Source organism: Allgaiera indica (genome assembly GCF_900106675.1).
In the GTDB taxonomy this organism is placed as follows: Bacteria; Pseudomonadota; Alphaproteobacteria; order Rhodobacterales; family Rhodobacteraceae; genus Acidimangrovimonas; species Acidimangrovimonas indica.
Window position 1 is genome coordinate 68,249 of the sequence record NZ_FNOB01000011.1, and the last position, 26,630, is coordinate 94,878.

Genomic DNA, 26,630 nt, shown 5'->3' on the forward strand with positions numbered 1-26,630 from the left:
AACCCGGAAAAGGTGGCGTCGAATAGGTCAGCAACAGTTATGCACTTGCTGCATGGCAGCATTTCGCAACGGCGGGATTGTGCATCCGCAGCAAACACCTATTTTGATCTCAACGACGCGAACACAAACCGAAAGACGAAACGATGGCAAGTCTGAGCATGACCCATGTGGCCGACGGCGCCCGTAGCGGGCGGCTGGGCCTTCTGAAATCTCAACTCCGCGCCGCGCTAGAGCGCCGCCGGATCTACCGCACCACGCTGAACGAACTGAGTGCCCTGAGCGACCGCGACCTCGCGGACCTGGGATTGCATCGTTCGATGATCAGGCGGATCGCGCTGGAGGCCGCGAACAAAGTTTGACGAGGTTCCTAGGAAGGCTCTCTCCTCCTCCCTGAGCCTTCCAAATCTCGCGGCGACATCTCTCCTCCTCCCTGATGTCGCCGCACTTTTCTTCCCGGGGCCCGCGCCCGAAAGCGCCCGCCCCAACAGTTACGAAAGGCCCTCTCCTCCTCCCTGGGCCGATCGTATAACGCGGCGGTGCTTCTCCTCCTCCCTGGCACCGCCGCCCCCTCATCAGGGATCCACCGGATCCCGAACGGTTACGAAAGGCCCTCTCCTCCTCCCTGGGCCGATCGTATAGCGCGGCGGTGCCTCTCCTCCTCCCTGGCACCGCCGCTTTTTTTTGACCGCGTCACGACCGTTGCGGTGTGGCGAAAGGGTCTGGCCCCCAGCCCTTTCTGGCGCCGCGCCGCCGCCAAGGATATCTTCATCGCAAAGCGACGGGTCCGCGCCAGGCACCTTCCCGGCCGGAAGTATTGCCTGCCCGTGCTTGCCGCCCCACCACCCGTAGCGGCGACAAAAGCGACCCAAGCGCCGCGGTGGAAAGCAAAAGCGCGCCGGCCCGCCCGCACGGGTTTACGCCTGCGTCGGGCTGAACTAATCAGGGCATGCAACGACCGGGGCGAAGCATGCGCATTCTCATCACCAATGACGACGGGATCAACGCACCGGGGTTGCAGGTGCTGCACGACATCGCCACCCAGATCGCCGGCGACGGCGAGGTCTGGACCGTTGCCCCCGCGTTCGAGCAATCCGGCGTCGGCCATTGCATCAGCTACACCAAGCCGATGATGATCGCCGAACTGGGCCCACGCCGTTTCGCCGCCGAGGGTTCGCCCGCCGATTGCGTGCTGGCGGGATTGCATGACGTGCTGGATGGCGACCTGCCCGATCTGGTGCTTTCGGGCGTGAACCGGGGCAACAACGCGGCCGAGAACACGCTTTATTCCGGTACCATCGGTGGCGCGATGGAGGCCGCCTTGCAAGGCGTGCCCGCGATCGCGCTGTCGCAATTCCTGGGGCCCGACAATTACCACGCCGAGAACCCCTTCGAGGCCGCCGCCGTTCATGGCGCCGTCGTGGTGCGCGGGCTTCTCGATCATGCCGATTGGCAGTCCGGCCCCTACCGGACCTTCTTCAACGTGAATTTCCCGCCGGTCAGCGCCGCCGCCGTGCGCGGCACGCGGGTGGTGCAGCAGGGCTTTCGCCAGGATACGCGGTTCACCGTCGAGCCGCAGCATTCCCCCGCCGGGCGCCGGTTTCTGTGGATCAAGGGCGGGCCGCAGCACCTGCCGACCGCCCCCGGCACCGATGTCGAGGCGAACCTGGCGGGCTTTGTCTCGGTCACGCCGATGCGCGCGGATCTGACGGCGCACGACTTGATCAGCGATCTGCGCGCCCGGCTGGAGGCGGAGTTACCCGGATGAACGCCGAGGACGATCCTTCCACGGACCGCGACGGCGACCAGGCCGAAAGCCTGGCCGAGCGTCAGATGCGCTTCGTCTACGCGCTGCGCTCCAAGGGGGTGACCGATGCGCGCACGCTTTCGGCCATGGAAAAGATCGACCGCGCCGCCTTTGTCCGCGGCCTGTTCGCCAACCGCGCCTATGAGGACATGCCGCTGCCGATCACCTGCGGCCAGACCATCAGCCAGCCCTCGGTTGTTGGGCTGATGACCCAGGCGCTGCAGGTGGGCCCGCGCGACAAGGTGCTCGAGGTCGGTACCGGATCGGGCTATCAGGCCGCGGTGCTCAGCCTTCTGTGCCGCCGTGTCTATACCGTTGACCGACACCGCCGACTGGTGCAGGAAGCACAAGAGGTCTTCGACACGCTCGGCCTGACCAACATCACGGCGATGACAGCCGACGGAAGCTTTGGCTTGCCCGATCAGGCGCCCTTCGATCGCATCCTCGTGACCGCGGCGGCCGAGGACCCTCCGGGGCCCCTCTTGGCCCAGTTGCGCGTGGGCGGTATCATGGTGCTGCCGGTCGGACAATCCGACGCGGTGCAAAGCCTGATCCGCGTGACGCGAACCGAGGACGGGCTGGAGTATGACGAGCTTCGCCCCGTGCGCTTCGTGCCGCTGGTCGGAGGGCTCGGGCAGGACTAGGCCGACCCTTGGGGCGGTGTTGATAAGGGCAGCCCGGCAGCGTCCGGGCCTAGGCAAGAGGCAGATTGATGACCAAGCGATTTCCGCTGACCCGCCCGCTGGTGCTGTGCCTGGCCGTCGCGGGCCTAAGCGCCTGCACCGATGGCTTTGACTGGGATTTGCGCAGCCACGGCAACGGGTTCGACACATCGGGCGCGGTACGCGCGGCGATGGCCAAGCGGCCCCGGCCCGACAACCGCGGCATCATCTCCTACCCCGGCTACCAGGTCGTGGTGGCCCGCGAGGGCGATACGGTGATGAGCATCGCAAGCCGCATCGGCATCAATCCGGGCGAGTTGGCGCGCTACAACGGCATCTCGCCGAACGTGGCGCTGCGTGGCGGTGAAGTGCTTGCATTGCCAACCCGGGTGGCTGAACCTTCGGCCGCGACCGGTGCCTACGCCGCGGGCGGCGGCGCGGCGGGCGTCTCGGGCCAGCAGGTCGGCAACCAGGTGGGCGGCAGCGGCCAGATCAACATCACGGCGCTCGCCAACAATGCAATCGACCGTTCGCAAGGCGAAAATCCGCCGTCGGCCCGCAGCACTCAACCGGTGATCCAGTCGGGCCAACAGCCGCTGCGTCACAAGGTGCGCCCTGGCGAGACCGCTTATTCCATCGCCCGGCTTTACAACGTGCCCGTCAAGTCGCTGGCTGACTGGAACGGCCTCGATGCCAACCTTGACGTGCGGGTCGGGCAGATCCTGCTGATCCCGGTGCCCAAACGCAACGCCACTTCCGCCGGCGCCAGTGCCGCCGCGGGGAGCGCGATCGCGACCACCGCGGTCTCGCCTCCGGGGCAGCTGACGCCGGTGCCGCAGCCGCCTTCCGCATCGCGGCCGCTGCCCGCCGGCAGCCCGCCGGCCGCCGCCGGGCCCGGCCCCAAGGTTCCACCCTCGCCCGATCTCGGCAAGGACCGCACCAAGGCCTCTTCGGCGAAGTTCGACATGCCGGTTCAGGGCAAGATCATCCGCGGCTATGTGAAGGGCAAATCCGACGGCATCGACATCTCGGCCCCGGCGGGCACCGCGGTCCATGCCGCCGACAGCGGCACGGTCGCGGCGATCACCAAGGATGTCGACCGGGTCCCGGTGATGGTCGTGCGCCACGCCGACAACCTGCTGACGGTCTATGCCAATATCGACCGTATCAAGGTGAAGAAGGGCGAGAAGATCCGGCGCGGCCAGACCATCGCGGTGGTGCGCAAGGGCAGTCCGTCCTTCGTGCATTTCGAGGTGCGCAAGGGCTTCAGCAGCGTCGATCCGATGCCCTATCTGCAATAAGCGACCCCGGGGGCGGCGCCAACCCCGCCCCGCCGCGCCTGTGCCCGCCGGATATCCTGCCCACGCGGCAGGACGGGCGCGGCACGCGCATATCACCTTGGGAAAGGTTTCGCGGGAAGGACGGCGCGGCAACCTGCCCGCGGCGTCCTCAGGGTGCCTGATGGACCGCCCCGGCCTCGGCCCGCAGGATGCGCGCGATCAGGGCGCAGTCATCTAGGCTGAAGGTCAGCGGCAGGCGCATGTCGATCAGCCCCGCCAGCACCCGATCGGTCCCGGGCAGCGGCGCGGGCCGTGCATAGCGCCAGCTGTCGTAGCGCGAGGTGAACCCCTGCGGTTCCGCCGCGCCGAACCATTTCAGTTCCACCCCCCGGGCTGCGCAACGGTCCAGATAGGCGCGGATCTTCGCCTCGGGCCAGCCGTCCAGCCGGAACTGGAACGAGGAGCCGACGAAATCCTCGGCCTCCGCGCGCTCGATCAGCGACAGGCCGGGCGTGTCGCGCAGCCCCGCCTCGACCACCCGATAGCGCGCGGTCCAGGCCGCGCATTGCATGCCCAGCCGCCGAAGCTGGGGCCGCAGGATCGCCGCGCGCAGATTGTCCATCCGGCCAGAGATGTTGGGCGTCTCCCAGCGCAGGGCGTCGAAGGCCTCGGGGGGCGGCGCGGCGCGGTGGCGGACATAAAGCATGTAGCTGCCCGAAAGCATCACCGCCCGCGCCATCAATTCGGCGTCGTCGGTGGTCAGGAACCCGCCCTCGCCCGAATTCAGGTGCTTGTAGGTCTGGGTCGAATAGCAGGCGATCGCGCCATGCCGGCCCGACAATGTGCCGTTCCAGCGCGCGCCCATCGTATGGGCGCAATCCTCGACCAGCGTCAGCCCCAGATCGGCGCAAAGCGCGACCAGCCGTTCCATGTCGCAGATATGGCCGCGCATGTGGCTGAGCATCAGCACGCGTGCGCCCGTGGCCCGCGCCTGCGCCACGAGATGATCCATGTCGATGGTCAGATCGGGCCGCGTTTCCACGAAGACCGGCCGAGCACCGAGGCTGGCGATCGCACCGGGCACCGGGGCCAGGGTGAAGGCGTTGGTCAGCACCGCCTCATCCGGCGCCACCTGCAGGGCGCGCAGCGCGCAGCCCAGCGCATAGCCGCCCGAGGCCACCGCCAGCGCATAGCGCGCGCCCATCGCCTCGGCGAATTCCTGCTCAAGCTGCGCGACCTCGCCCGCCTCTCCCGGCGCGGTGTTGTAGCGGTGCAACCGGCCATGGCGCATCACCGCGACGGCGGCCTCGATCGCCTCGTCGGGGATCGGTTCCTGCTGGGTGAAGCTGCCGGTGAACCGCTCCATTCAGGCCTCCGGCAGCAGGCGTTGGGCCAGATCCGGCAGTGCGTCGAAATGATCAAGCAGCGCATCGGGGGCGAAGCGTTCCACCCCCCGCCCCTCGGGGCCGAAGGTGACCAGCGCCAGCGGCACGCCGCAGACGCGCGCGGTCCTGGCGTCGGTCTCGGTATCGCCCAGCAGGGCCGATCTCGCGGCCGTCCCCCCGGCACGCGCCACCGCAGCCAGATAGGGCGCGGGGTCGGGCTTGCGGGTGGTCATCGTGTCGGCCCCCACGAGCGATGCGAACAGCGCCCGCACGCCAAGGCGGCGTAGCAGGTCCTCGGCCAGGGCCTCGGGCTTGTTGGTGCAGATCGCGGTGGCGATACCCAGGGTGTGCAATGTCTCCACCGCACGCTCGGCCCCGGGATAAAGCCGCGTGTGGCGATCGATGTCGTCGGCATAGGCCTGCAGCAGACGGGGGTATTGAGCGTCGACATCGTCCTCGGACCAGGGCACGTCGAGGCGCGAGAACCCCAGCCGCAGCATCGCCCGCCCGCCGTGGAACGCGGTCAGCGCATCGGCGCGGGAATCGAGCAGATCGCCATGGCCGAGGGCGCAAAAGCAATGGTTCGCGGCCGCGATCAGATCGGCCGAGGTATCGGCCAGCGTTCCGTCGAGATCGAAGACCAACGTGCGCATCGCGCCCCCCTGAAACATCCGGTAAGGAGTTTTGAAGCCGCGCCACTTGCGGCCCCGACGCCTCTGGGTAAAACGGGCGGGACAGGAAGGAAAGGCCAGACATGTCCGTCACCCTGATCATCCTTGCCGCCGGGCAGGGCACAAGGATGAACTCCGACCTGCCGAAGGTGCTGCACCGGCTGGGGGGCGCTCCGCTTCTGGCCCATGCGATGGCCGCCGGCGCCGCGCTGGCGCCGGAACGCGTGATCGTGGTCACCGGCCATGGCGGCGAGGCCGTGGGCCGCGCCGCGCTGGCGGTCGAGCCGGAGGCCGTGGTCGTCGAGCAGGCCGAGCAGCTGGGCACCGCGCACGCGGTGGCCCAGGCGTTGCCGGCGCTGGCCGGGGCCTCGGGCGATGCGCTGGTGCTTTACGGCGATACGCCGTTGATCCGGGCCGAGACGCTGGAGGCGATGGCCGAGGCCCGCGCCCGCCATGCCGTCGTCGTGCTGGGCTTCGAGGCGGCCACCCCGGGCCGCTATGGCCGCCTGGTGACCGAGGGCGAAAGCCTGCAGCGGATCGTCGAATTCAAGGATGCAAGCACGGAAGAGCGCGCCATCACCCTGTGCAACAGCGGGGTTCTGTGCGCCGAGGCGTCGGTGCTGGCCGATCTGGTCAGGGCAGTGGGCAATGATAACGCGGCGGGCGAATATTACCTGACCGACGTGGTCGAACTGGCCCGCGCGCGGGGCCTGTCGGCCGGCGTGGTGATCTGCCCCGAGGCCGAGACCATGGGCGTGAACACCCGCACCGAGCTGGCCGCCGCCGAGGCCGCCTTTCAGGCCCGCGCCCGCGCCGAGGCGCTGGAGATGGGCGTTACCCTGACCGCGCCCGAAACCGTCTTCTTCGCGCTCGACACCTTCGTGGGCCGCGATGCGGTGATCGGGCCGAACGTGGTCTTCGGCCCCGGCGTCACCATCGAATCCGGGGCCGAGATCCGCGCCTTCTGCCATCTCGAAGGCTGCCATGTCAGCCGCGGCGCCACCGTCGGCCCCTTCGCCCGGCTGCGCCCGGGGGCCGAGCTGGCCGAGGACACCCATGTCGGCAATTTCGTCGAGATCAAGAACGCCATCCTCGACGAGGGCGTGAAGGTCGGCCATCTGACCTATCTGGGCGACACCCATGTCGGCGCGCGCAGCAATATCGGTGCGGGCACCATCACCTGCAACTACGACGGCGTCTTCAAGCACCGCACGGAAATCGGCGCGGATACCTTCATCGGATCCGACACCATGCTGGTGGCGCCGGTGAAGGTCGGCGACGGCGCGATGACGGCGACCGGATCGGTGATCACCAGCGACGTTCCGGCCGGCGCGATGGCCGTCGCCCGCGCCCGCCAAGAGGTGAAGCCCGGCTTCGCCACTCGCTTCTTTCAGCGCCTGCGGGCGCGCAAGGCTGAACGGAAGGAAACCACCTGATGTGTGGCATCGTCGGCGTTCTAGGCAATCACGAGGCAGCGCCCCTGCTGGTCGAGGCGCTGAAGCGTCTGGAATATCGCGGCTATGACAGCGCCGGCATCGCCACGGTGACGGGGGGCCGGCTGGATCGGCGTCGCGCGGTGGGCAAGCTGGTCAACCTGTCGGACTTGCTGGTGCATGATCCGCTGTCGGGCAAATCGGGCATCGGCCACACCCGCTGGGCCACCCATGGCGCGCCCACGGTGGACAATGCCCATCCCCACCGCGCCGGGCCGGTCGCCGTCGTCCACAACGGCATCATCGAGAACTTTCGCGAATTGCGCGCCGATCTGGCCGCCCACGGCATCGGGTTCGAGACCGAGACCGATACCGAAACCGTGGCCCTGCTGGCTCGGCACTACCTGTCCCAGGGCATGCCCCCGCGAGAGGCCGCGGCCGCCACCATCGCCCGCCTGCACGGCGCCTTCGCGCTGTGTTTCCTGTTCGAGGGCGAGGACGATCTGATGATCGCCGCCCGCAAGGGCAGCCCGCTGGCGATCGGCCATGGCGAGGGCGAAATGTTCGTGGGTTCGGACGCGATCGCGCTGGCGCCGATGACAGATCGCATCACCTATCTCGAAGAGGGCGACCGGGCCGAGATCACCCGCGCCGGCGTGGTGATCTTCGACGCCGAGGGGCGGCTGGCGAACCGCGCCGAGACCCGCGTCACGCGCGAGGCGACCCAGGTCGAGAAGGCCGGCTACAAGCATTTCATGGCCAAGGAGATCGCCGAACAGCCCGGTGTGCTGGCCGATGCGCTGCGCCATTACCTGAAGGACAGTGGCACCGCGCTGTCGCTGCCCGAGGAGGTGGATTTCACCGGCGTCGACCGGCTGACGCTGGTGGCCTGCGGAACGGCCTCTTATGCCTGCCTGGTGGCGAAATACTGGTTCGAACGGATCGCCGGCCTGCCCGTCGATGTCGATATCGCCTCGGAATTCCGCTACCGCGAGCCGCCGCTCTCGCCCACCTCCTGGGCGCTGTTCGTCAGCCAGTCGGGCGAGACCGCCGACACACTGGCAGCGCTGCGCTATGCGCAGGAAAAAGTGGCCAAGATCGTGTCGGTGGTGAATGTGCCAACCTCCTCGATCGCGCGGGAATCGGATCTGGCGCTGCCCAGCCTGGCTGGGGTCGAGATCGGCGTGGCGTCGACCAAGGCCTTCACCTGCCAGCTGACGGTGCTGGCGGTGCTGGCGCTGAAGGCGGCGGTCGATCGCGGCCGGCTAAACCCCGAGGCGCTGGCCGGGCATCTGGCCGCACTGTCGGCGCTGCCGGGGCTGATGAACCACGCGCTGGGGCTGGAAGACCGGATCGCCACCATCGCCGCGCAACTGGCCGAGGCGCAGGATGTGCTGTTCCTGGGGCGCGGCGCGATGTTCCCGCTGGCGCTGGAAGGCGCGCTGAAGCTGAAGGAGATCAGCTATATCCATGCCGAAGGCTACGCCTCGGGCGAGTTGAAGCACGGGCCGATCGCGTTGATCGACAGCCATGTGCCGGTGGTGGTGATGGCGCCGCGTGATGCGTTGTTCGACAAGACCGTGTCGAACATGCAAGAGGTGATGGCGCGCGGCGGCAAGGTGCTGCTGCTGTCGGACGGCGCCGGCGTGGCCGAGGCCGGGGCGGGCATCTGGCAGAGCCTGACCATGCCCATGGTCGATCCGTTCACCGCGCCGATCCTTTACGCCTTGCCCGCGCAATTGCTGGCCTATCACACCGCCATCGCCAAGGGCACGGATGTCGACCAGCCGCGCAACCTGGCGAAATCCGTGACGGTAGAGTGAGCGCCGCAGCCCCCACCGGCGCCCCCACCCCTGCCGAGGCACTGGCCGCGCTGGAAGCGCTGGGCGATCGCGAACGCGCGGCGGGGGCTGCGGCCTATCACAAGGCCCGGCGGCGCTATCTGGGGGTTTCGGTGCCGCAGATCGACGCCCTGGCCCGGGACTGGCGTCAGGGCCCTGATCTGGGCGCGCGGCTTCAACTGGCGGATGCGCTGTGGCGGTCCGATATCCATGAGGCACGGATCGCCGCCGCGCGGCTGCTGACCCAGGCACGCATTCGCCCCGACGATCGCGCGGCCTGGGATCTGGTCGCATCCTGGGTGCCGCAATTCGACGCCTGGGCGATCGCCGATCATGTCGCCAAGGCCGGGGAACGGCGGCTGCTGGCCGATCCGGCACGGCTCGATCAGGTCGAGACCTGGCTGGAGGCGCCGAACATGTGGCAGCGCCGCGCGGCGCTGATCTTCACCCTGCCCTGGACCAAGATCCGCAATCCCAAGCCCGAGGATCTTGCGCGGCGCGACCGGATCCTGGGCTGGGCCGCGCGCCTGGCCGGGGGACGCGACTGGTTCGAACAGAAGGCGGTGGCTTGGTGGATCCGCGATCTGTCGCGCCACGACGCGCCGCGCGCGCGGACCTTCCTGGACGCCCACGGCGGCAATCTGAAGGGGTTCGCCCGCAAGGAAGCCGCGAAATACCTGCATCCGTGATCGGGGCGCGGGCCTCGGCCACGCCGTGCGCCGCGTCAGCCGAAGCGCTTGATATAGGTCCAGGTCGGCACGCGGGCGTCGCGCGCGATGCAATAGGTTTCGGCGTCGCCGAGGTATTCGAACCCGCAATTGGTCAGCACCCGGGCCGAGACAGCATTGTCTTGGAATACCTCGGCAAAGATGGTGCGCGCGCTGTGCGGATTGGCATCGACCAGCGCCTTCACCGCCTCAGAGGCGAAGCCGGTGTTCCAGAAGGCCGGCGCCACCCAATAGGCGATCTCGAATTGCTCGCGCTCCATCTTGCGCAGGCCGACGGTGCCCAGGACCTCGGCCAGACCATGGGCCGAGCCGTCCAGAACCCAGACATCTTCGGAGCGGTTCTCGGCCATCGCCCGTTCGATGAAGGCCTCGGTCGCGCCGGGCGGAAGCGGATGCGGAATCGACCGGGTCGCCTCGGCCACCCGGCGGTCGGCGGTATACATGGCGATCAACCCCGCATCCGAGCGCCGCACCGGCCGCAGCACGAAACGCTCGGCCGCAATCTCCCGCTGGGGATGGATCGTTTCGAGTTTCATGGCTTCCCTCCTCTGAAGCGCACGAAGTGCCAGCCGCCGATCATCATCGGCGGCGCCGGCCTGTGCAAGGTCATCGCGGTAGCGGCCATCAGTCGACCGCACAGCAGAACGCGCGTCGAGCCGGGACGGATCCCCGCAACCGACTGCCGCCACATGCAAATCCACTGCTCCACCCATCGCGCCCTCGAACGAAAAAAGGGACCGGCCTTTTCGCCGATCCCCATACTGTGCAAAGAGTTAAGGTTCGGCTTACTCGGCTGCCTCCGCTACCGGGAGGACCGAAATAAAGGTGCGGCCCTTGAGGCCCTTTTTAAAGGTCACCTGGCCATCAACGGTGGCAAAGATCGTGTGATCCTTGCCCATGCCCACGCCCTCGCCCGGCCACCAGGTGGTGCCGCGCTGACGCACGATGATGTTGCCCGGCGCGGCGGCCTGGCCGCCGTAAAGCTTCACGCCGAGGCGGCGGCCCGCGGAATCGCGGCCGTTGCGCGAGGAACCGCCTGCTTTCTTATGTGCCATGGTCTGGTCTCCTTACTTCGCGAGGTCTTTGGCCTGGGCGACCCAGCCTTCGCGCTCGATCCGGCCCTTGAACGACAGCTTCTCGTCCATCTCGGCGATATCGGCCTCGGTCCAGGCGGCGATCTGGGCGAAGCTGGTCACACCGGCCTCGTGCAATTTCTTCTCGAGCGCCGGGCCGACACCCGACAATTTCTTGAGATCGTCCGCAGCGGCAGCGGCCTCGGCCTTCTTCTCGGCCTTGGGCGCGGCGGCCTTCTTCTCGGCCTTCGGGGCTTCGGCCTTCTTGGCCGGTTTCGCGGCACCGGTCTCATGCGCGGCGATTCGCGCGGCGGCGGTGCCAAGCGCGGCGCTGACGCCCGACTTGTCCGCGCCCGAGGCGAGGATGTCGGTGACGCGCAGCAGGGTCAGCTGCTGGCGGTGGCCCTTGGTCCGCTGCGAGCTATGCTTGCGGCGGCGCTTGACGTAGTGGATGACCTTGTCGGCCTTGATCTGTTCGATCACTTCGGCCTGCACGGCGGCGCCTTCGACAAGCGGCGCACCGACGGCGGGCTTGTCGCCGCCGATCATCAGAATCTCGTTGAACTGGATCTTATCGCCAGCATTGGCCGCAAGCTTTTCGACACGCAGGACATCGCCCGCCTGCACCTTGTATTGCTTGCCGCCGGTCTTGAGGACCGCAAACATGGGTCTTTCCTTCTCGTTCCCCGCGTCCTGCGGCCCCCCTGGCGGGGCGTTGAGGCCGGCTTCCCGGCGCCTTCGGACAGCGCGCCCCGCAGCGGGGGCCGTATTGCAAAAGCCCGGAAAGTGCGCGGGCACCATCCGGGATGGCGGCTTATCGGGAATCGCGGCCCAAAAGTCAAGTCTTGCGGGTCAGGTCCGCGGCAAGCGCGCAGCCCTCCGCGCGCCCCTGGGATATCCGAGCCGGAACGAAGTGCATGGAGGGACCCGTTCCCCACGCATCAGTCGACCCGGGCGGCGCCGTAGATCGGGCCGGGGCCCGGCGCCTGGATCAACAGAACCGCAGGGTCATCGCCTTCGATCTTGACCTTGGCGCGATAGCTGCCCGCGCCCTCCCATTCGCCGATCCGCGTCAACTGGGTGACAATATTGTGGTAGTCCATCGCCCGGCCCGCGTTCTCTCCACGGGTGATCTTGACCCGGCGCATGGGCTGGTATCGCACCAGTTCGACCAGCGCGGGCGCCTCGAAGCGGTGCTCGGCGGTGGCTTCGATGGTCAGCATGTCGCCGGTGCGCGCCATCGTCACCTGGGCGATCGGCGGGGTGGCGCGATACAGGCGGATCAGCGCCGCGACCTCGTTCGGCTTGAAGCCTACCACGCGGTCGGTGCCCTGGATGATCATCTGCGGCGTATAGACGGCGCGGTCGCCGGCCGTCCGGGCATAATCCTTCTGCCGTTTGGTGAAGGCCGGCGAACCGAAGGAATCCTTCCAGCCGATGTAATCCCAGTAATCAACGTGGAAACCCAGCGCGATCACCCCGCGATGCGTGGCCAGACGGCCCAGCAGTTCGTCCGCCGGCGGGCAGGACGAACAGCCCTGAGAGGTGAAGAGTTCCACCACCACCTGCCGGTCGGATGTCGCGGCCGCGGCCTTGTCCGTGTCGGACCCCGCCGCCGTCCCCGATCCGGCGGCCAGGGCGGCGCCCGCGCCCCCTGCGATGACAAGTACCAGCGCCAGAGCGGCGCCCGTAAGTCTGTACATGATCCTGTCCCGACCTGTCGCTTCCCTACACTTTCGTATAAGACGACACGCCCGCGCGCGACCAATCACCGTTGCGCGAGCATCTGTAACAGCCGCCGGCGCCGGATTTTCCCGTCCGGACCGCAGGCCCCGGAAATTCCCTCTGGATTCTCGGCATACAATTGCATACATACGCGGCGAGTCCCTTGCGCCCTCTGCCCGGCTGGGGCATGGAGTGCGGCAAGGACAGCCCCCGGATTCACCTAAGGAGGTCGCGATGAGTGTCACCGTCGGACATGACAGCCAGAAAACCCGCCAGAGCCTGAAGGCCGGCGGTGCCAGCTATGCCTATTACTCGATCCCCGCAGCCGAAGCCGCGGGTCTGGGCAAATTCGCCCGTCTGCCTGCATCGCTGAAGGTGGTGCTGGAGAACATGCTGCGCTTCGAGGATGGCAAGACCGTCAGCGTCGACGACATCAAGGCGTTCTCGGACTGGGCCGACAAGGGCGGCCAGAACCCGCGCGAGATCGCCTATCGCCCGGCGCGCGTGCTGATGCAGGATTTCACCGGCGTTCCGGCAGTGGTTGACCTTGCGGCGATGCGCGACGGCATCCTGGCGCTGGGCGGCGATGCGCAGAAGATCAACCCGCTGAACCCGGTCGATCTGGTCATCGACCATTCGGTGATGATCGACGAATTCGGCAATCCGCGCGCCTTCCAGATGAACGTGGACCGCGAATACGAGCGCAACATCGAACGCTACACCTTCCTCAAATGGGGCCAGAAGGCGTTCAACAACTTCCGCGTGGTGCCGCCCGGCACCGGCATCTGCCACCAGGTGAACCTGGAATATCTGGCCCAGGCGGTATGGACCGACAGCGACCAGAACGGCGAGGAAGTCGCCTATCCCGACACGCTGGTGGGCACCGACAGCCACACCACGATGATCAACGGCCTGGGCGTGCTGGGCTGGGGCGTCGGCGGGATCGAGGCCGAGGCCGCGATGCTGGGCCAGCCGATTTCCATGCTGATCCCCGAGGTCGTGGGCTTCAAGCTGACCGGCGAGATGGTCGAGGGCACCACCGGCACCGACCTGGTGCTGAAGGTCGTCGAGATGCTGCGCAAGCACGGCGTCGTCGGCAAGTTCGTGGAATTCTGGGGCGACGGGCTTGACCGACTGCCGCTGCCCGACCGCGCCACGATCGCCAACATGGCGCCCGAATACGGCGCCACCTGCGGCTTCTTCCCCGTCGATGGCGAAACCCTGCGCTACCTGGAAATGACCGGCCGCGACAAGGACCGCATTGCGCTGGTCGAGGCCTATGCCAAGGCCCAGGGCATGTGGCGTGACGCGGATTACGCGCCGGTCTACAGCTCGACGCTGGAACTGGACATGGGCACGATCGTGCCGGCGATCTCGGGGCCCAAGCGGCCGCAGGACTACCTGCCGCTGAACACCGCCGCCGATGCCTTCCTGAAGGTCGTGAACGATTATCGCGGCGTCGCCGCCACCGCCGGCGCCGAGGAAATGGCCTCGGAAGGTCCGGCCCCCGCCACGCCGGCCGATCCGCGCAAGTCGGGCGCCGTCGAGGGCGAGGATTACACGCTGCACGACGGCTCGGTCGTGATCGCCTCGATCACCTCCTGCACCAACACCTCGAACCCCTATGTGATGATCGGCGCGGGCCTGGTGGCGCGCAAGGCCCGGGCGCTTGGCCTGACCCGAAAGCCCTGGGTGAAGACATCTCTTGCGCCCGGCAGCCAGGTTGTCAGCGCCTATCTGGAGGCCGCCGGCCTGCAAGAGGATCTGGACGCGATCGGTTTCAACCTGGTGGGCTATGGCTGCACCACCTGCATCGGCAACTCGGGTCCGCTGCAGCCGGAAATCTCGAAATCCATCGCCGACAACGACCTGATCGGCGTCTCGGTGCTGTCGGGCAACCGCAACTTCGAGGGCCGCATCAGCCCCGACGTGCGCGCCAACTATCTGGCCTCGCCGCCCTTGGTGGTGGCCTATGCGCTGGCCGGCGACATGAACATCGACCTCACGACCGAGCCGCTGGGCAAGGACCGCGACGGCAACCCGGTCTATCTGAAGGACCTGTGGCCGACCCAGAAGGAGATCGCCGATCTGGTCCACAAGACCGTGACGCGCGAGGCCTTCCAGTCGAAATACGCCGACGTCTTCAAGGGTGACGACAAATGGCGCGCGGTCGAGACCACCGACAGCCAGACCTACGACTGGCCGCCCACTTCGACCTATGTGCAGAACCCGCCCTATTTCCAGGGCATGTCGAAAGAGCCGGGCAAGATCGAGGACATCTCGGGCGCGCGCATCCTGGCGCTGCTGGGCGACATGGTCACCACCGACCACATCAGCCCCGCGGGCTCGTTCAAGGAAACCACGCCGGCGGGCAAGTACCTGATCGATCGCCAGGTCCCGGTGCGCGAGTTCAACTCCTACGGGTCGCGCCGCGGCAACCACGAGGTGATGATGCGCGGCACCTTCGCCAACATCCGCATCAAGAACGAGATGCTCGATGGCGTCGAGGGCGGCTATACCAAGGGCCCGGAGGGCAAGCAGACCTCGATCTATGACGCCGCGATGGCCTATCAGGCGCAGACCACACCGCTGGTGGTGATCGGCGGCATCGAATACGGCGCCGGTTCCAGCCGCGATTGGGCCGCGAAGGGCACCGCGCTGCTGGGCGTGAAGGCCGTGATCGCGGAAAGCTTCGAGCGCATCCACCGCTCGAACCTGGTCGGCATGGGGGTGATCCCGTTCGAGTTCACCGGCGGCGACAACCGCAAGACGCTGGGCCTGACCGGCGACGAGGAGATCTCGATCGAGGGTCTTGCGGGCGATCTGAAACCGCTGAGCGAAGTGCCCTGCACGATCAAATACGCCGACGGCACCGTGAAGACGATCCAGATCAAATGCCGGATCGATACCGCGATCGAGGTCGAATACGTCGAGAACGGCGGCGTGCTGCACTATGTGCTGCGCAACCTCGCGAAAGCGTCGTGATCGGCTGAACCGCAGGCCACTTTCCCAGCGCGGCAGGCGATCGCGCGCCAAGGGACCAGGCCTTCCAGACCTGCCGGCTTCCGGGCCGGCAGGTCTTTCTCGATCCGCGACGCCTGCCCCGCCTGCGCCTGCCCCGCCTGCGCCTGCACAGACGGGAACTTGTGCGCAAAAGCCGCGTTCACCCGGGACGCTCCGGCGCCGGGCCGCCGCGTGGCAGAGCCGCAAGGTGTTCGGCTTGGCACCCCCGCCTCCCGGGTCCGGTTTGCGAAGCGAAAGCAAACAGCGACGGCGATCGGCCAAAGCACCTGGCGCGGCGGGCGCGTCGCGCAACTGTGTTGAGTTGTCATGAAACCGAACGCCGCACCAAGGGTTAATGCTTTGAGGTGCGCCCTTCTCCCTTCCCGACGCCCCGGGCCGCCACCAAGACAGAGGAGGGCCCATGCTCAAGCGCGCCATCTTGCCGGTCGCGGCCGCGATCCTGACCGTCCTGGCCTTGATCCCGGCCTATTGGAACGCCTGGTGGTTGCTGGTCTGGGTGCTTACGCTTCCCACGGTCGCACTGGGGATCTACGACTATGTCCAGACCCGATGGACCATCACCCGCAACTATCCGGTCGCGGCGCGCATCCGCTGGCTGTTCTACGATCTGCGCCCGTTCCTGCGCGCCTATATCGTCGAGGGCGACCTAGAGGGAAAACCCTTCCCCTACGAAGCGCGCAACCTCGTCCATGCCCGCGCGCGAGGCGAGACCGACACCCATCCCTTCGGCACCGAGTTGGACACCGAAGCCGAGGAATATCTCTGGCTCAACCATTCGATGGCCCCCGCCAACACCCCCGACATGCGGCCCCGGGTGACTGTGGGCAACGCGCAATGTTCGAAACCCTATTCGGCCTCGGTCCTCAACATCTCGGCGATGAGCTTCGGCGCGCTGTCGGCCCGCGCGATCGAGGCGCTGAACCTGGGCGCCAAGCAGGGCGACTTCTACCACGACACAGGCGAGGGCGGGCTGTCGCCCTATCACCTGAAACATGGCGGAGACATCGTGTGGGAACTGGGCTCGGGCTATTTCGGGGCCCGCGACGGCGACGGCAATTTCGAGCCGGAACTGTTCCGCGACCAGGCCCAGAACGACGCCGTCAAGATGACCGAGATCAAGCTGAGCCAGGGCGCCAAGCCGGGCCACGGCGGCCTGCTGCCGGCCGCCAAGGTGACCGAGGAAATCGCCCGGGTGCGCAAGGTGCCCGCGCATCAGGACTGCCTTAGCCCGCGCGGACACAAGGCCTTCAAGACGCCGTGCGAGATGATGGAATTCGCGGCCCGGATGCGGGATCTTTCGGGCGGCAAGCCGGTGGGGCTGAAGCTGTGCGTAGGCCAGCCGCACGAAGTCTTCGCGCTGGTCAAGGCGATGCGCAAGACCGGTATCTACCCGGATTTCATCGTCGTCGACGGCGGCGAGGGCGGCACCGGCGCGGCGCCGCAGGAACTGTCCGACAGCGTGGGCACGCCGCTGATCGACGGGCTGATCTTGATGCGCAACGCGCTGGTCGGCAGCGGCGTGCGCGACAAGGTGCGCCTGGCGGCCTCGGGCAAGGTCTATTCCGGCTTCGGCCTGGCCCACAACCTGGCGATCGGCGCCGACTGGTGCAACGCGGCACGCGCCTTCATGTTCTCGATCGGCTGCATCCAGGCGCAGCGCTGCCATCTGGGCACCTGCCCGACCGGCGTGACCACGCAAGACCCCAGCCGCCAGCGCGGGCTGGTCCCCGAGGTGCAGGGCGAACGCGCCGCACGTTTCCACGGCAAGACGCTGGACGCGCTGGCCGATATCGTCGCGGCCGCGGGTATCACCCATCCCACCGATCTGCAGCCGCATCATATCGTCCACCGCGTCGGCGTGACCCAGGCACGCACCATCGACACGGTCTATCCCTTCCTGCCCGAGGGCGTCCTGCTCGACGATCCCGACAGCACCGACTATGCCGATTGGTGGAACGCCGCCGATCCCGACAGCTTCGCCCCGCGCTTCCCGCTTGAACGGGTGCGCGAATCCACCCGAGCGCACGAGAAGGAGGCCTGATCCATGTCCCAGACCGTATCCGAGATCGTCGCCGATACCCTGGTAGAGGCGGGCGCGAAGCGCGTCTACGGGATCGTCGGCGACACGATCAATCACTTCATCGACGCGGTGCGGCGCTCGCCGCTCGACTGGGTGCATGTCCGGCACGAGGAAGTCGGCGCGCTGGCCGCCGGCGGCGAAAGCTACATGACCGGGGAACTCAGCGTCTGCGCCGGAACCGCCGGGCCGGGCAGCCTGCATTTCGTCAACGGCATTTTTGAAAGCCACCGCAACGGGGCGCCGGTGGTGCTGATCGCGTCGAACGTCGACCGGGCCGAACAGGGGCTGGGCTTTCCCCAGGAAGTGGACCAGCGCAAGATCTACGAACAGACCTCGGTGTTCTGCGAGGCGATCAGCCACCCCGATCAGGCCCGGCGGATTACCGCGATGGCGGCCCAGGCGGCGCTGGCCAGGGGCGGCGTGGCGGTGGTGATCGTCAATGGCGACATGTTCAAGCAGACCTCCGACGACGCGCGCCACTGGTCGGTGCATCGCGCATCGCCAGTGGTGCGCCCGTCAGAGGCAGAGCTGGACGCCCTGGCCGCGATGATCGCCGAGGCCAAGCGCCCGACGATCTATGTCGGCATCGGCGCGCGCGGCGCCGCCGATCAGGTCAAGGCGCTGGCCGAACGGCTGGCGGCGCCGGTGGTCCACACCACGCGTTCGAAGGAATTCATCGAACCGGCCAACAACTGGAACGTCGGCATGACCGGCATCCTGGGCAACCGCGCGGGGATGGAGGCCGTGGCAGATTGCGACCTGCTGATCTGCCTCGGCACCGATTTCGCCTATACGCAGTTCTACCCCGAGCGCGCGAAGATCGCCCAGGTCGATACCGATCCCACCCATCTGGGGCGCCGCACGCCGGTGGATCTTGGGCTGGTCGGCGATGTCGGCGCCACCATCGAGGCGCTGCTGCCGCGGCTGCAGCCGCGCGAGGCGGACAAACACCTGACCGCGGCGCGCGAGCAATGGGCCAAGGATCGCGCGGGCTATGACAAGCAGGCCGACGAGCCCGATCCTGCGCTGATCCACCCGCAGCATGTCGCGCATCTGCTCGACCGGCTGGCCGGGGATGATGCGATCTTCACCGCCGATGGCGGCTCTCCCATGGTCTGGCTCTTGCGCCATTTGACGGCGCGGGGGCGGCGGCGGTTCCTGACCTCGCTCATGCACGGGACGATGGCCAATGCCTATCCGCAGGCGATGGGGATCAAGCTGGCCTATCCCGACCGGCCGGTGATCGCGATGTGCGGCGATGGCGGCATGACCATGCTGATGGGCGACCTGCTGACATTGGTGCAGGAAGAAATTCCGATCAAGCTGCTGATCTTCAACAATTCCTCGCTAGGCTTCGTCGAGATGGAGCAGCGCGTCGAAGGCCTGCTCGACAGCTTCACCGGCCTCAAGAACCCCGATTTCGCGGCGCTGGCGCGGTGCGTCGGGATCGAGGGCACGCGGGTCGAGGCGGCCGGCGATCTGGACGCCGCGATGCGGCAATGGCTGGCGGCGAAGGGCCCGGCGCTGCTGGATGTGAAGGTCAACCGGATGGAACTGGTAATGCCGCCCAAGATCGAGGCCGGGCAGGTGGCGGGCACCGCCATGTTCGGGCTGCGCGCCGTGCTAGGCGGCCGCTCGGGCGAGGTGGTGGATCTGCTGCGCGACAACTTCTTGCGCTGAGGGCCGGCGGATGGGCTGGGTGGGCGCGAGGCGCGCCCCGCGTCACGGGGCCCGGCGGGCGCGCGTGGCCATCCGGGGCGCCGCGCCTCCCTTCGCCGCCCCGTGATCGCACCACGCGAAGCGCCAGCCCGTGGCGACGGGCGCGCGCCCTGCGCCCGTCGCCACGGACCGACCGGACCGCAAACGCGCCTCGCCGCGCCCCTGCCCCGGCCCGGCTGCCGCTAGGCCAGCCCTTCCATCAGATCCTCCAGCCGGATCGGGTAGCGCGTCACCCGCACCCCGGTCGCGTGCCAGACCGCGTTGGCGATCGCCGCCGCCGTTCCGGTGGTGCCGATCTCGCCGACGCCCTTGATCCCCAGCGGGTTCACATGCGGGTCGTCCTCATGCACCAGCAGCGTTTGGATCGAAGGCACATCGGCATTAACCGGAACCAGATATTCGCCCAGATCGGCGTTCAGCAGGCGGCCGCTGCGCGGGTCCATCTCGGCCCGTTCCAGCAGCGCGAACGAAAGCCCCCAGATCATGCCGCCGTTCAACTGGCTTTCCGCCAGCCGCGGGTTGATGATCCGGCCCGCCGCGAAGGCGCCGACAAGGCGCGAGACACGGATCTGCCCAAGCTCGGGATCCACCTTCACCTCGGCGAAGACCGCGCCATGCGACTGCATCGCGTAGGCGCCCGCCGCCGCCGGATCGCGCACGCCCTTGGCCTGGCCGCTTAGTGCCGTCCTGTCGGCCCGGGCCAGGATCTCGGCATAGCTTTCGCCGCGGCTTTCGTCGCCGGCCGCGTGCAGCCGCCCGCCGCGCGCCACCACGCCGGCATTTCCGGTGCCATAAAGCGGCGAGGCCGGATCGGCTGCGGCGATCTCGGCCAGCTGGCGGATCGCCTCGGCGCCGGCGCCCTCGATCGCCAGACCGGCGCTTGCGGTATGGCCCGAGCCGCCGGCGATGCCCGCGTCGGGCAGGTCCGAGGCGCCGCCGCGCATCTCGATCCGGTCCAGCCCCAGCCCCAGCGCGTCGGCCGCGATCTGCGCCAGCGCGGTCCAGGCGCCCTGGCCCATGTCGATCAGGCTTGTTTCCACCAGCGCGCTGCCGTCGGCGCGCAGGGTGGCGCGGGCCTCGGATTCGAACATCGGGCAGGGAAAATTGGCCGTGCCCATGCCCCAGCCGACCAGCATGCCCCGGTCGTCCGTCATCTGGCGCGGCGCCAGCGGCCGGCCGGCCCAGCCGAAGGCCTTCGCCCCTTCGGCAAAGCATTCGCGCAGCGCCTTCGAGGAATAGGGATTGCCGGTCATCGGGTCGGTCTCGGCGTAATTCAGCAGCCGGAAATCGATCGGGTCCATTCCCTGGGCCTCGGCGGCGATGTCGATCGCGACCTCCAGCGCGGCGGTGCCAGAGGCTTCCCCCGGCGCGCGCATCGGGCCCGGCAGGCCGATGTCGTTGACCACCGCCGCGTGCGTGGTGGCGATCGCGGGGCTGGCGTAGAGCAACCGCGAGGGCGTCGAGGCGGCTTCGATGAATTCGTCGAAACTGGCGGTCTCGGCGATGGTGTGATGGGCCAGCGCAGTGAAGCGGCCTGCCCCGTCAAGGCCCATGCGCAGCGTCTGACGCGTTGCGCCGCGATGACCGACGGGGCCGAACATCTGCGCCCGCGTCAGCACCATCTTCACCGGCCGACCGACCATGCGCGCCGCCAGCGCCGCCAGGATCTGCGGCGCCGACAGCACCGCCTTCGATCCGAAGCCGCCGCCCAGGAAGGGCGTGCGCAGGGTCACGTTCTGCGGCGCGATCCCGAACCAGGTGGCGAAGGCGGCGGCGGCCATCACCGGCGCCTGGTTTGGCGTGTCGATGACCAGTCTGTCACCCTGCCATTCGGCCACGATGGCGTGCGGCTCCATCGCGTTGTGATACTGGGCGGGGGTCTCGATCGTCACCTCCAGCCGCCGGGCGGCGGCGGCAAGGCCCGCCTCGATATCGCCCTTGGTCACCTTGGCCGGGGCGCCGATGCCGACCGCCTCGGGCGTGTAGGGCGGCTCATCCAGGCCGATGCGCGGCGCCTCGGGCGCATAGGTCGGGGCAAGCAGCGCGGCGCCCTCGGTGGCGGCTTCCAGCGTTTCGGCCAGTACCAGCGCAATGGGTTGGCCGGCGTAAAGCACGCGGTCGTCCTGCAATACCTGGGTGCGGAACCAGAACCGCATGGGCTTGCTGTCGGGATCGGCCGCCAGGGCCGGGCGGTTCGCCGGCGTGATCACCTCGACCACGCCGGGATGGGCCTTGGCCGCGTCGACGTCGAGGCCGGTAACCCGGCCGCGGGCGATGGTGGCGCAGGCGAAGGCCGCATGCAGCAGCCCCTTGGGCTGGTTGTCGGCGGCATAGGTGGCCGCGCCGGTGACCTTGGCCACGCCGTCGCGCCGCGTCGCGCGCTGGCCGGCGTTCGAACCCATGCGCTGCGGCAGGGCGGTGGCGATGGGGGTGACGTCAGACATGGGCGGTTTCTCCCCTATGGACGGAGCCCGGCAATGCGGGGACGCGCTCGGGCGTGCCCTGGGCGGCATGGGTCAGGGCGCGGGCGGCAAGGCGCTTGGCCAAGGCGATCTTTGCGTCATGGCCCGCGGCTCCTGCCAGCGCGGCCTCGGCCGCGAGGGCGAAGCTTTCGGCATCGGGCCGAGCACCTTTCAGCGCGGCCTCTGCCAGCGGCGATCGCCAGGGCCGGGGGGCGATCCCGCCAAACGCCAGCCGGGCCTCGGCGATCACGCCGTTCTCGATGCGCAGCATCGCGGCGGCCGACACCAGCGCGAAGGCGAACGACGTCCGGTCGCGCAGCTTCAGATAGCGGGCGTGATGACGGAACCCTGCCGCCGCCGCCGGCAGGCGAATTGCGACGATCAATTCGCCCGGCGCCAACTGGGTGTGCGCCTCGGGGCGCGTGCCGGGCAGCAGGTGGAAATCGGCCAAGGGCGTCTCGCGCAGACCCTCGGGGCCCGCGATCTCGACCACGGCGTCAAGCGCGGCCAGCGCCACGCACAGATCCGACGGATGGGTGGCAATGCAGGCGTCAGAGCCGCCGAGAACGGCAAAGCCGCGCCGGTCGCCACCCTGCGCCGCGCAGCCCGTGCCCGGCGCGCGCCGGTTGCAGGGACTGGCCGGGTCGGCGAAGAAATGGCAACGCGTGTGCTGCATCACGTTGCCGCCCGTCGTGGCGGCATTGCGCAGCTGGCCCGAGGCACCCGACAGCAACGCCTCGGCCATCGCCGGGAAGGTGGCGGCGATGTCGGGATCATGGGCGAGATCGGAATTGCGCACCATCGCGCCGATGCGAAGCCCGCCGTCGTCTTGCCATTCCCAGCGGTCCAGCCCGGGCAGGCGGGTGATGTCGACCAGCCGTTCGGGCCGGGCGGCGCCGGTCTTCATCAGATCCAGCAGATTGGTGCCGCCCGCCAGATAGGCGGTACCGGGCTTGCCACCCTCGGCCAGGGCCTGGTCCAGGCTTTCGGCGCGGATGTAGTCGAAGGGTTTCATGCGCGCTTGGCCTCCTGAGACAGGGTTTCGGTTGCGGCCAGCACGGCCTTGGTGATGCCGGCATAGGCGGCGCAGCGGCAGATGTTGCCGCTCATGCCTTCGCGGATGCGCTCGGGGTCGGCGCCGGCCTGGGCCTCGGCGATCAGGCCCACGGCGGACATGATCTGACCGGGCGTGCAATAGCCGCATTGCATGCCGTCATGCGCGATGAAGGCGGCCTGCACCGGGTGCAGCGTGTCGCCCCGCGCCAGGCCTTCGATCGTGGTGATCTCGGCGCCGTCATGGCTAAGTGCCAGCGCCAGGCAGGCATTTATCCGCCGCCCGTTCGCCAGCACCGTGCAGGCGCCGCATTGGCCGCGATCGCAGCCCTTCTTGGTGCCGGTCAGGTACAGCCGCTCGCGCAGCAGATCCAGCAATGTAACACGCGGATCGTCGAGTGTGACTTCCTGTACCGTTCCGTTTATCGTCAGGGTCAGTGTATGGGACATTTCGGGCTCCGGGCACTCGGGATGTCGGGAAGGACCGGCCCAGATGCGCCTGCGGGGCATGGCGCGGGCGGGCAGATCGGGATCAAGGACGGCACAGCACTGCGCCGGACGGACTGGGGGGCGCGGCCTCGGAGGCACCGCGCGACTTCCTTATACGGAGGGTTCCTCCGTTTTGCAAGAGGCGTAGCGGACCCTGTTTGGCGGGGCCCGGAAAGGCGATGACGAAGGACATGGGGCACGAGGACGCCAAGACAAGCCGCAAGCCGCGGGCCGATTCCCTGCGCAACCGCGAAAAGCTGCTGGCCGCGGCGACAGAGGTGTTTCGCGCCGGCGGCCCCGAGGCAAGCCTGGAGGCCGTCGCGCGCCGGGCGGAGGTGGGCATCGGCACGCTCTACCGTCACTTCCCCACCCGCGACGCGCTGTTCGAGGCGGTCTACCGGCGCGACGTGGACCAGCTGGCCGACCTGGCCGATGCGCTTTCGGCGGCAGAACCCCCGGGCGAGGCGCTGCGCCACTGGATGCACCGCGCAGTCGATGTGGTGGCCACGAAAAAGGGCATGCTGGCGACATTGTCGGTGGCGACCGAAGGGCGGCAGGAGCTTTATGCCTATACCTCCGGGCGCATGCATGACGCGGCGCGCGGCCTTCTGGAACGCGCGACCACTGCGGGTGCGGTACGCGCGGATGTAACGCCCGAGGACCTGCTGCATGCCTTCGTCGGCATGGCCTCGATCCGGCCGCGCCCCAATTGGCGCACGGCGGTGATCCGGGTGCTGGACATCTTCATCGACGGGCTCGCACCGGACAGGGGATGAGCATCTCGGCAAGGTCAGGGCTGGCAGGCTCAAGGCCGCCCGATCGCCTGCTGGCGCCCGGCCGGTTCGCGGCGGCCCGGTATCTCCGCGCGATGTAAGCCCGCATCCTGCCCGCGGCGGGCCAATTGCGCCGTAGTGTCGATGACTTGGTACCGCCTCCCCGGCTTGAACGGGGGACCTCTGGATCCACAATCCAGCGCTCTAACCAACTGAGCTAAGGCGGCACTGAGGGCCGTTTACCGCCCCCTCCTCTCGATTGCAAGAGGCTCCTGCGCCAGCGTTTGCTGGGGCTACAGGTCGATCTCCCAGCTTTGTTGGACCAGATCGCAGCCGAAGCTGCGCACCGGTCGCGACTCGGTCAGCAGAAAGCCGTGGCGGGCGTAAAGCGCGCAGGCGGCGCGGTGGCTTTCGTGGGTCCAGAGCACCATGCGCCCATAACCCCGCGCCCGCGCCCATTCCATGCACGTTTCAATCAGACGCTTGGCAAGGCCCGTTCCGCGCGCCTCGGGCTCGACCAGGAACAGGCGCAGTTTCGCCACCCCCTTGCCGGCCCGGACGCAGAAGATCGAGCCCAGGCGCCGACCGCCGTGCTCGGCAATCCAGCCGCGCTCGAACGCCGGGTCGTGGTCGCGGATGAATGCAGCGAGGATCTCAGCCACCAGCGCCTCGAAGGTCAGGTCGAAACCCTCGTCGCGGTGGTAAAGCTCGCCATGCCGCATCACCAGCCAGCCCGCGTCGCCGGGCCGCAGTTCGCGCAGGATCACCGCATCAGCCGGGATCGGATCGGGCATGACACTCTTTTCCTTGCGGGCTGCCTTGCGGGATGGACCGGGCGCGCGCCCGAGGCGGCGCATCCTACCCTTCCCAGGCTGGATTATGCCCCGGGATGACGCCCGAAACCAGAGGTGAAGACAGGTCATCGCCGCGCGGCGCGGGATCCGCCCGGTGCCCGCCATCGGTGCCGGACTGGCCCCTGCCCGCCCCACCACGCCGGAGGCATGCCGCCACCCGCAGCGATGCTGCTTGGCTCAACCGGCTGACACTTCGTTGCTTTCGATCACTCGGGCGGTCTGGCCGGACGTTGCCCCCATGGTGGCGACACTTCACCACCGCGACGCGACGCCGCATGAACAGGCGCCCTCTTGAGAGCCGCGCGAACCGCCCGCCTACCGGCCGCGCCAGATCCAGCCACCGCCCAGCACGCGGCTGCCCTCGGGGGCGTAGAACACACAGGCCTGGCCGGGGCTTACCCCCTCTTCCGGGGTCAGCAGTTCGACCTCGGCCTCGGTGTCCGAGACCGGCCGGATCACCGCGGACCGCGGCGGTCGGGTCGAGCGGACCTTGACCGCCACCTCCCACTCGCGCCGCGAAGTCAGGGCCGCGTCGCCCAGCCAGTTGATCTCGCGCACCGGCACGACGCGGGTGGTCAGCGCCTCCTTCGGGCCCACCACGACGCGACGCGCCTCGGGGTCGAGCTTTACCACATAAAGCGGATCGGACAGCCCGCCGATCCCCAGCCCTCGGCGCTGGCCGATGGTATAATGGATCACGCCGCGGTGTTCGCCCAGCACTTGGCCGTCCATATCCACGATCTCGCCCGGATCGGCCGCGCCGGGGCGCAGCTTCTCGATCACGCTGGCGTAATTTCCGTTCGGCACGAAGCAGATGTCCTGGCTGTCGGGCTTGTCGGCCACCGAAAGCCCATATTTCACCGCCAGCGCCCGGGTTTCGGCCTTCGATGCCAGATGGCCCAGCGGAAAGCGCAGATAATCCAGCTGCTCGGGCGTGGTGGAGAACAGGAAATAGCTCTGGTCGCGGGCCGGATCGGCGGCACAATGAAGCTCTGCCCCCGCCGCGCCGGTCTTGCGCTGTATGTAGTGGCCGGTTGCCATGCAATCGGCCTCCAGATCCTTCGCGGTCTGCAACAGGTCCTTGAACTTCACCCGCTCGTTGCAGCGGATGCAGGGCACGGGCGTGGCGCCGGCCAGATAGGCATCGGCGAATTCGTCGATCACCGCCTCGCGGAAGGTGTTCTCGTAATCCAGGACATAATGGGGAAAACCCATCGCCTCGGCCACCCGGCGGGCGTCGTGGATGTCGCGCCCCGCGCAGCAGGCGCCCTTCTTGGCCAGCGCCGCGCCGTGATCGTAGAGCTGCAGCGTGACGCCGACCACGTCATAGCCTTCCTCGGCCAGCTGCGCGGCCACGACCGAACTGTCGACGCCGCCCGACATGGCCACGACCACGCGGGTGTCGGCCGGGGCCTTGGGAAAGCCCAGCGAATTCATCCCGGTTTTGCTGTCGGGTGCCATGATCACGCCCTGAATGGGGATTGGGGAACAGGTGAGCAGGAATATAGGAAAATGCGTTACATCCTCAACCCCTCGCTTCACCCATCTTTAAGGCAGATCTGCAAGGCTTCCCG

Annotated in this window: 22 protein-coding genes and 1 tRNA gene; 11 read left to right on the forward strand and 12 right to left on the reverse strand. The window is 68.2% G+C overall.

Translation table 11 applies throughout. The features are described 5' to 3' along the window. The first annotated feature begins 143 nt into the window (after nt 1-143). The 4 genes from BLV97_RS11580 (at nt 144) to BLV97_RS11595 (ending at nt 3,767) form a co-directional block, all read left to right on the forward strand. Nucleotides 144-359: a DUF1127 domain-containing protein gene (locus tag BLV97_RS11580; protein WP_035845720.1), complete on the forward strand. Its 216-nt coding sequence runs from the start codon at nt 144-146 to the stop codon at nt 357-359. 608 nt (nt 360-967) lie between these two features. Continuing rightward, entirely contained in the window at nt 968-1,765 is a 798-nt protein-coding gene (surE, locus tag BLV97_RS11585) for a 5'/3'-nucleotidase SurE (protein WP_035845722.1), read from the forward strand. Beyond that, nucleotides 1,762-2,448: a protein-L-isoaspartate(D-aspartate) O-methyltransferase gene (locus BLV97_RS11590; protein WP_051646261.1), complete on the forward strand. Its 687-nt coding sequence runs from the start codon at nt 1,762-1,764 to the stop codon at nt 2,446-2,448. The genes surE and BLV97_RS11590 overlap by 4 nt, the downstream gene beginning before the upstream one ends. A gap of 68 nt (nt 2,449-2,516) precedes the next feature. After that, nucleotides 2,517-3,767 carry a LysM peptidoglycan-binding domain-containing protein gene (locus BLV97_RS11595; RefSeq protein WP_051646262.1) on the forward strand — a complete coding sequence of 417 codons (1,251 nt, stop codon included), beginning with the start codon at nt 2,517-2,519 and terminating at the stop codon, nt 3,765-3,767. A gap of 148 nt (nt 3,768-3,915) precedes the next feature. Here the strand turns inward: BLV97_RS11595 and BLV97_RS11600 are convergent, their stop codons facing one another. Together BLV97_RS11600 and BLV97_RS11605 are read right to left on the reverse strand one after the other, a co-directional pair. Then, entirely contained in the window at nt 3,916-5,112 is a 1,197-nt protein-coding gene (locus BLV97_RS11600; protein ID WP_035845724.1) for a DegT/DnrJ/EryC1/StrS family aminotransferase, read from the reverse strand. After that, nucleotides 5,113-5,784, reverse strand: coding sequence for an HAD hydrolase-like protein (locus tag BLV97_RS11605; RefSeq protein ID WP_092164071.1), 672 nt, complete (start codon nt 5,782-5,784; stop codon nt 5,113-5,115). Between the two features lie 101 nt (nt 5,785-5,885). On the opposite strand from BLV97_RS11605, the gene glmU reads away from it, so the two are divergent. Genes glmU through BLV97_RS11620 form a run of 3 tightly spaced genes read left to right on the forward strand, consistent with a single transcriptional unit; the run spans nt 5,886 to nt 9,765 of the window. After that, entirely contained in the window at nt 5,886-7,238 is a 1,353-nt protein-coding gene (glmU, locus tag BLV97_RS11610; RefSeq protein ID WP_092164072.1) for a bifunctional UDP-N-acetylglucosamine diphosphorylase/glucosamine-1-phosphate N-acetyltransferase GlmU, read from the forward strand. Beyond that, complete coding sequence (glmS, locus tag BLV97_RS11615) at nt 7,238-9,058, forward strand: glutamine--fructose-6-phosphate transaminase (isomerizing) (RefSeq protein WP_035845770.1); 1,821 nt, start codon at nt 7,238-7,240, stop codon at nt 9,056-9,058. The genes glmU and glmS overlap by 1 nt, the downstream gene beginning before the upstream one ends. Beyond that, nucleotides 9,055-9,765 carry a DNA alkylation repair protein gene (locus BLV97_RS11620; protein WP_051646265.1) on the forward strand — a complete coding sequence of 237 codons (711 nt, stop codon included), beginning with the start codon at nt 9,055-9,057 and terminating at the stop codon, nt 9,763-9,765. Before glmS ends, BLV97_RS11620 begins: the two co-directional genes overlap by 4 nt. A gap of 35 nt (nt 9,766-9,800) precedes the next feature. Here the strand turns inward: BLV97_RS11620 and BLV97_RS11625 are convergent, their stop codons facing one another. From BLV97_RS11625 to BLV97_RS11645, 4 genes are all read right to left on the reverse strand, one after another. After that, entirely contained in the window at nt 9,801-10,340 is a 540-nt protein-coding gene (locus tag BLV97_RS11625; RefSeq protein WP_035845773.1) for a GNAT family N-acetyltransferase, read from the reverse strand. Between the two features lie 249 nt (nt 10,341-10,589). Next, the gene (gene rpmA / locus BLV97_RS11635) at nt 10,590-10,859 is read right to left on the reverse strand and encodes a 50S ribosomal protein L27 (RefSeq protein ID WP_035845777.1); all 270 of its coding nucleotides are present in this window, start codon (nt 10,857-10,859) and stop codon (nt 10,590-10,592) included. 12 nt (nt 10,860-10,871) lie between these two features. Then, nucleotides 10,872-11,543 (reverse strand): 50S ribosomal protein L21, encoded by a 672-nt coding sequence (locus BLV97_RS11640; protein ID WP_035845779.1) that lies wholly within the window; start codon nt 11,541-11,543, stop codon nt 10,872-10,874. Nucleotides 11,544-11,818: 275 nt separating this feature from the next. Beyond that, nucleotides 11,819-12,580, reverse strand: coding sequence for a DUF1223 domain-containing protein (locus tag BLV97_RS11645; protein ID WP_081825164.1), 762 nt, complete (start codon nt 12,578-12,580; stop codon nt 11,819-11,821). A 256-nt stretch (nt 12,581-12,836) separates the two neighbouring features. Between BLV97_RS11645 and acnA the strand changes: the two genes are divergently transcribed. The 3 genes from acnA (at nt 12,837) to BLV97_RS11660 (ending at nt 19,386) form a co-directional block, all read left to right on the forward strand. Further along, entirely contained in the window at nt 12,837-15,587 is a 2,751-nt protein-coding gene (gene acnA / locus BLV97_RS11650; RefSeq protein WP_035845788.1) for an aconitate hydratase AcnA, read from the forward strand. 439 nt (nt 15,588-16,026) lie between these two features. Then, nucleotides 16,027-17,667 carry an FMN-binding glutamate synthase family protein gene (locus tag BLV97_RS11655; protein ID WP_035845789.1) on the forward strand — a complete coding sequence of 547 codons (1,641 nt, stop codon included), beginning with the start codon at nt 16,027-16,029 and terminating at the stop codon, nt 17,665-17,667. Between the two features lie 3 nt (nt 17,668-17,670). Then, nucleotides 17,671-19,386, forward strand: coding sequence for a thiamine pyrophosphate-dependent enzyme (locus BLV97_RS11660; RefSeq protein ID WP_035845790.1), 1,716 nt, complete (start codon nt 17,671-17,673; stop codon nt 19,384-19,386). 221 nt (nt 19,387-19,607) lie between these two features. Here BLV97_RS11660 and BLV97_RS11665 read toward each other — a convergent pair whose 3' ends face one another. Genes BLV97_RS11665 through BLV97_RS11675 form a run of 3 tightly spaced genes read right to left on the reverse strand, consistent with a single transcriptional unit; the run spans nt 19,608 to nt 23,390 of the window. Then, complete coding sequence (locus BLV97_RS11665) at nt 19,608-21,869, reverse strand: xanthine dehydrogenase family protein molybdopterin-binding subunit (RefSeq protein ID WP_051646266.1); 2,262 nt, start codon at nt 21,867-21,869, stop codon at nt 19,608-19,610. Continuing rightward, on the reverse strand, nt 21,862-22,902 hold the full coding sequence (locus BLV97_RS11670) for an FAD binding domain-containing protein (RefSeq protein ID WP_035845792.1): 1,041 nt from the start codon (nt 22,900-22,902) through the stop codon (nt 21,862-21,864). The genes BLV97_RS11665 and BLV97_RS11670 overlap by 8 nt, the downstream gene beginning before the upstream one ends. After that, the gene (locus BLV97_RS11675; protein WP_035845794.1) at nt 22,899-23,390 is read right to left on the reverse strand and encodes a (2Fe-2S)-binding protein; all 492 of its coding nucleotides are present in this window, start codon (nt 23,388-23,390) and stop codon (nt 22,899-22,901) included. The genes BLV97_RS11670 and BLV97_RS11675 overlap by 4 nt, the downstream gene beginning before the upstream one ends. Nucleotides 23,391-23,608: 218 nt before the next feature. On the opposite strand from BLV97_RS11675, the gene BLV97_RS11680 reads away from it, so the two are divergent. Beyond that, complete coding sequence (locus tag BLV97_RS11680; RefSeq protein ID WP_244521014.1) at nt 23,609-24,205, forward strand: TetR/AcrR family transcriptional regulator; 597 nt, start codon at nt 23,609-23,611, stop codon at nt 24,203-24,205. Between the two features lie 147 nt (nt 24,206-24,352). Here BLV97_RS11680 and BLV97_RS11685 read toward each other — a convergent pair. The 3 genes from BLV97_RS11685 to mnmA form a co-directional block, all read right to left on the reverse strand. Then, a tRNA-His gene (locus BLV97_RS11685) sits at nt 24,353-24,429 on the reverse strand. A 66-nt stretch (nt 24,430-24,495) separates the two neighbouring features. Continuing rightward, entirely contained in the window at nt 24,496-24,996 is a 501-nt protein-coding gene (locus tag BLV97_RS11690; RefSeq protein WP_035845797.1) for a GNAT family N-acetyltransferase, read from the reverse strand. A gap of 375 nt (nt 24,997-25,371) precedes the next feature. Beyond that, nucleotides 25,372-26,517 (reverse strand): tRNA 2-thiouridine(34) synthase MnmA, encoded by a 1,146-nt coding sequence (mnmA, locus tag BLV97_RS11695; RefSeq protein WP_035845799.1) that lies wholly within the window; start codon nt 26,515-26,517, stop codon nt 25,372-25,374. Nucleotides 26,518-26,630 lie beyond the last annotated feature (113 nt).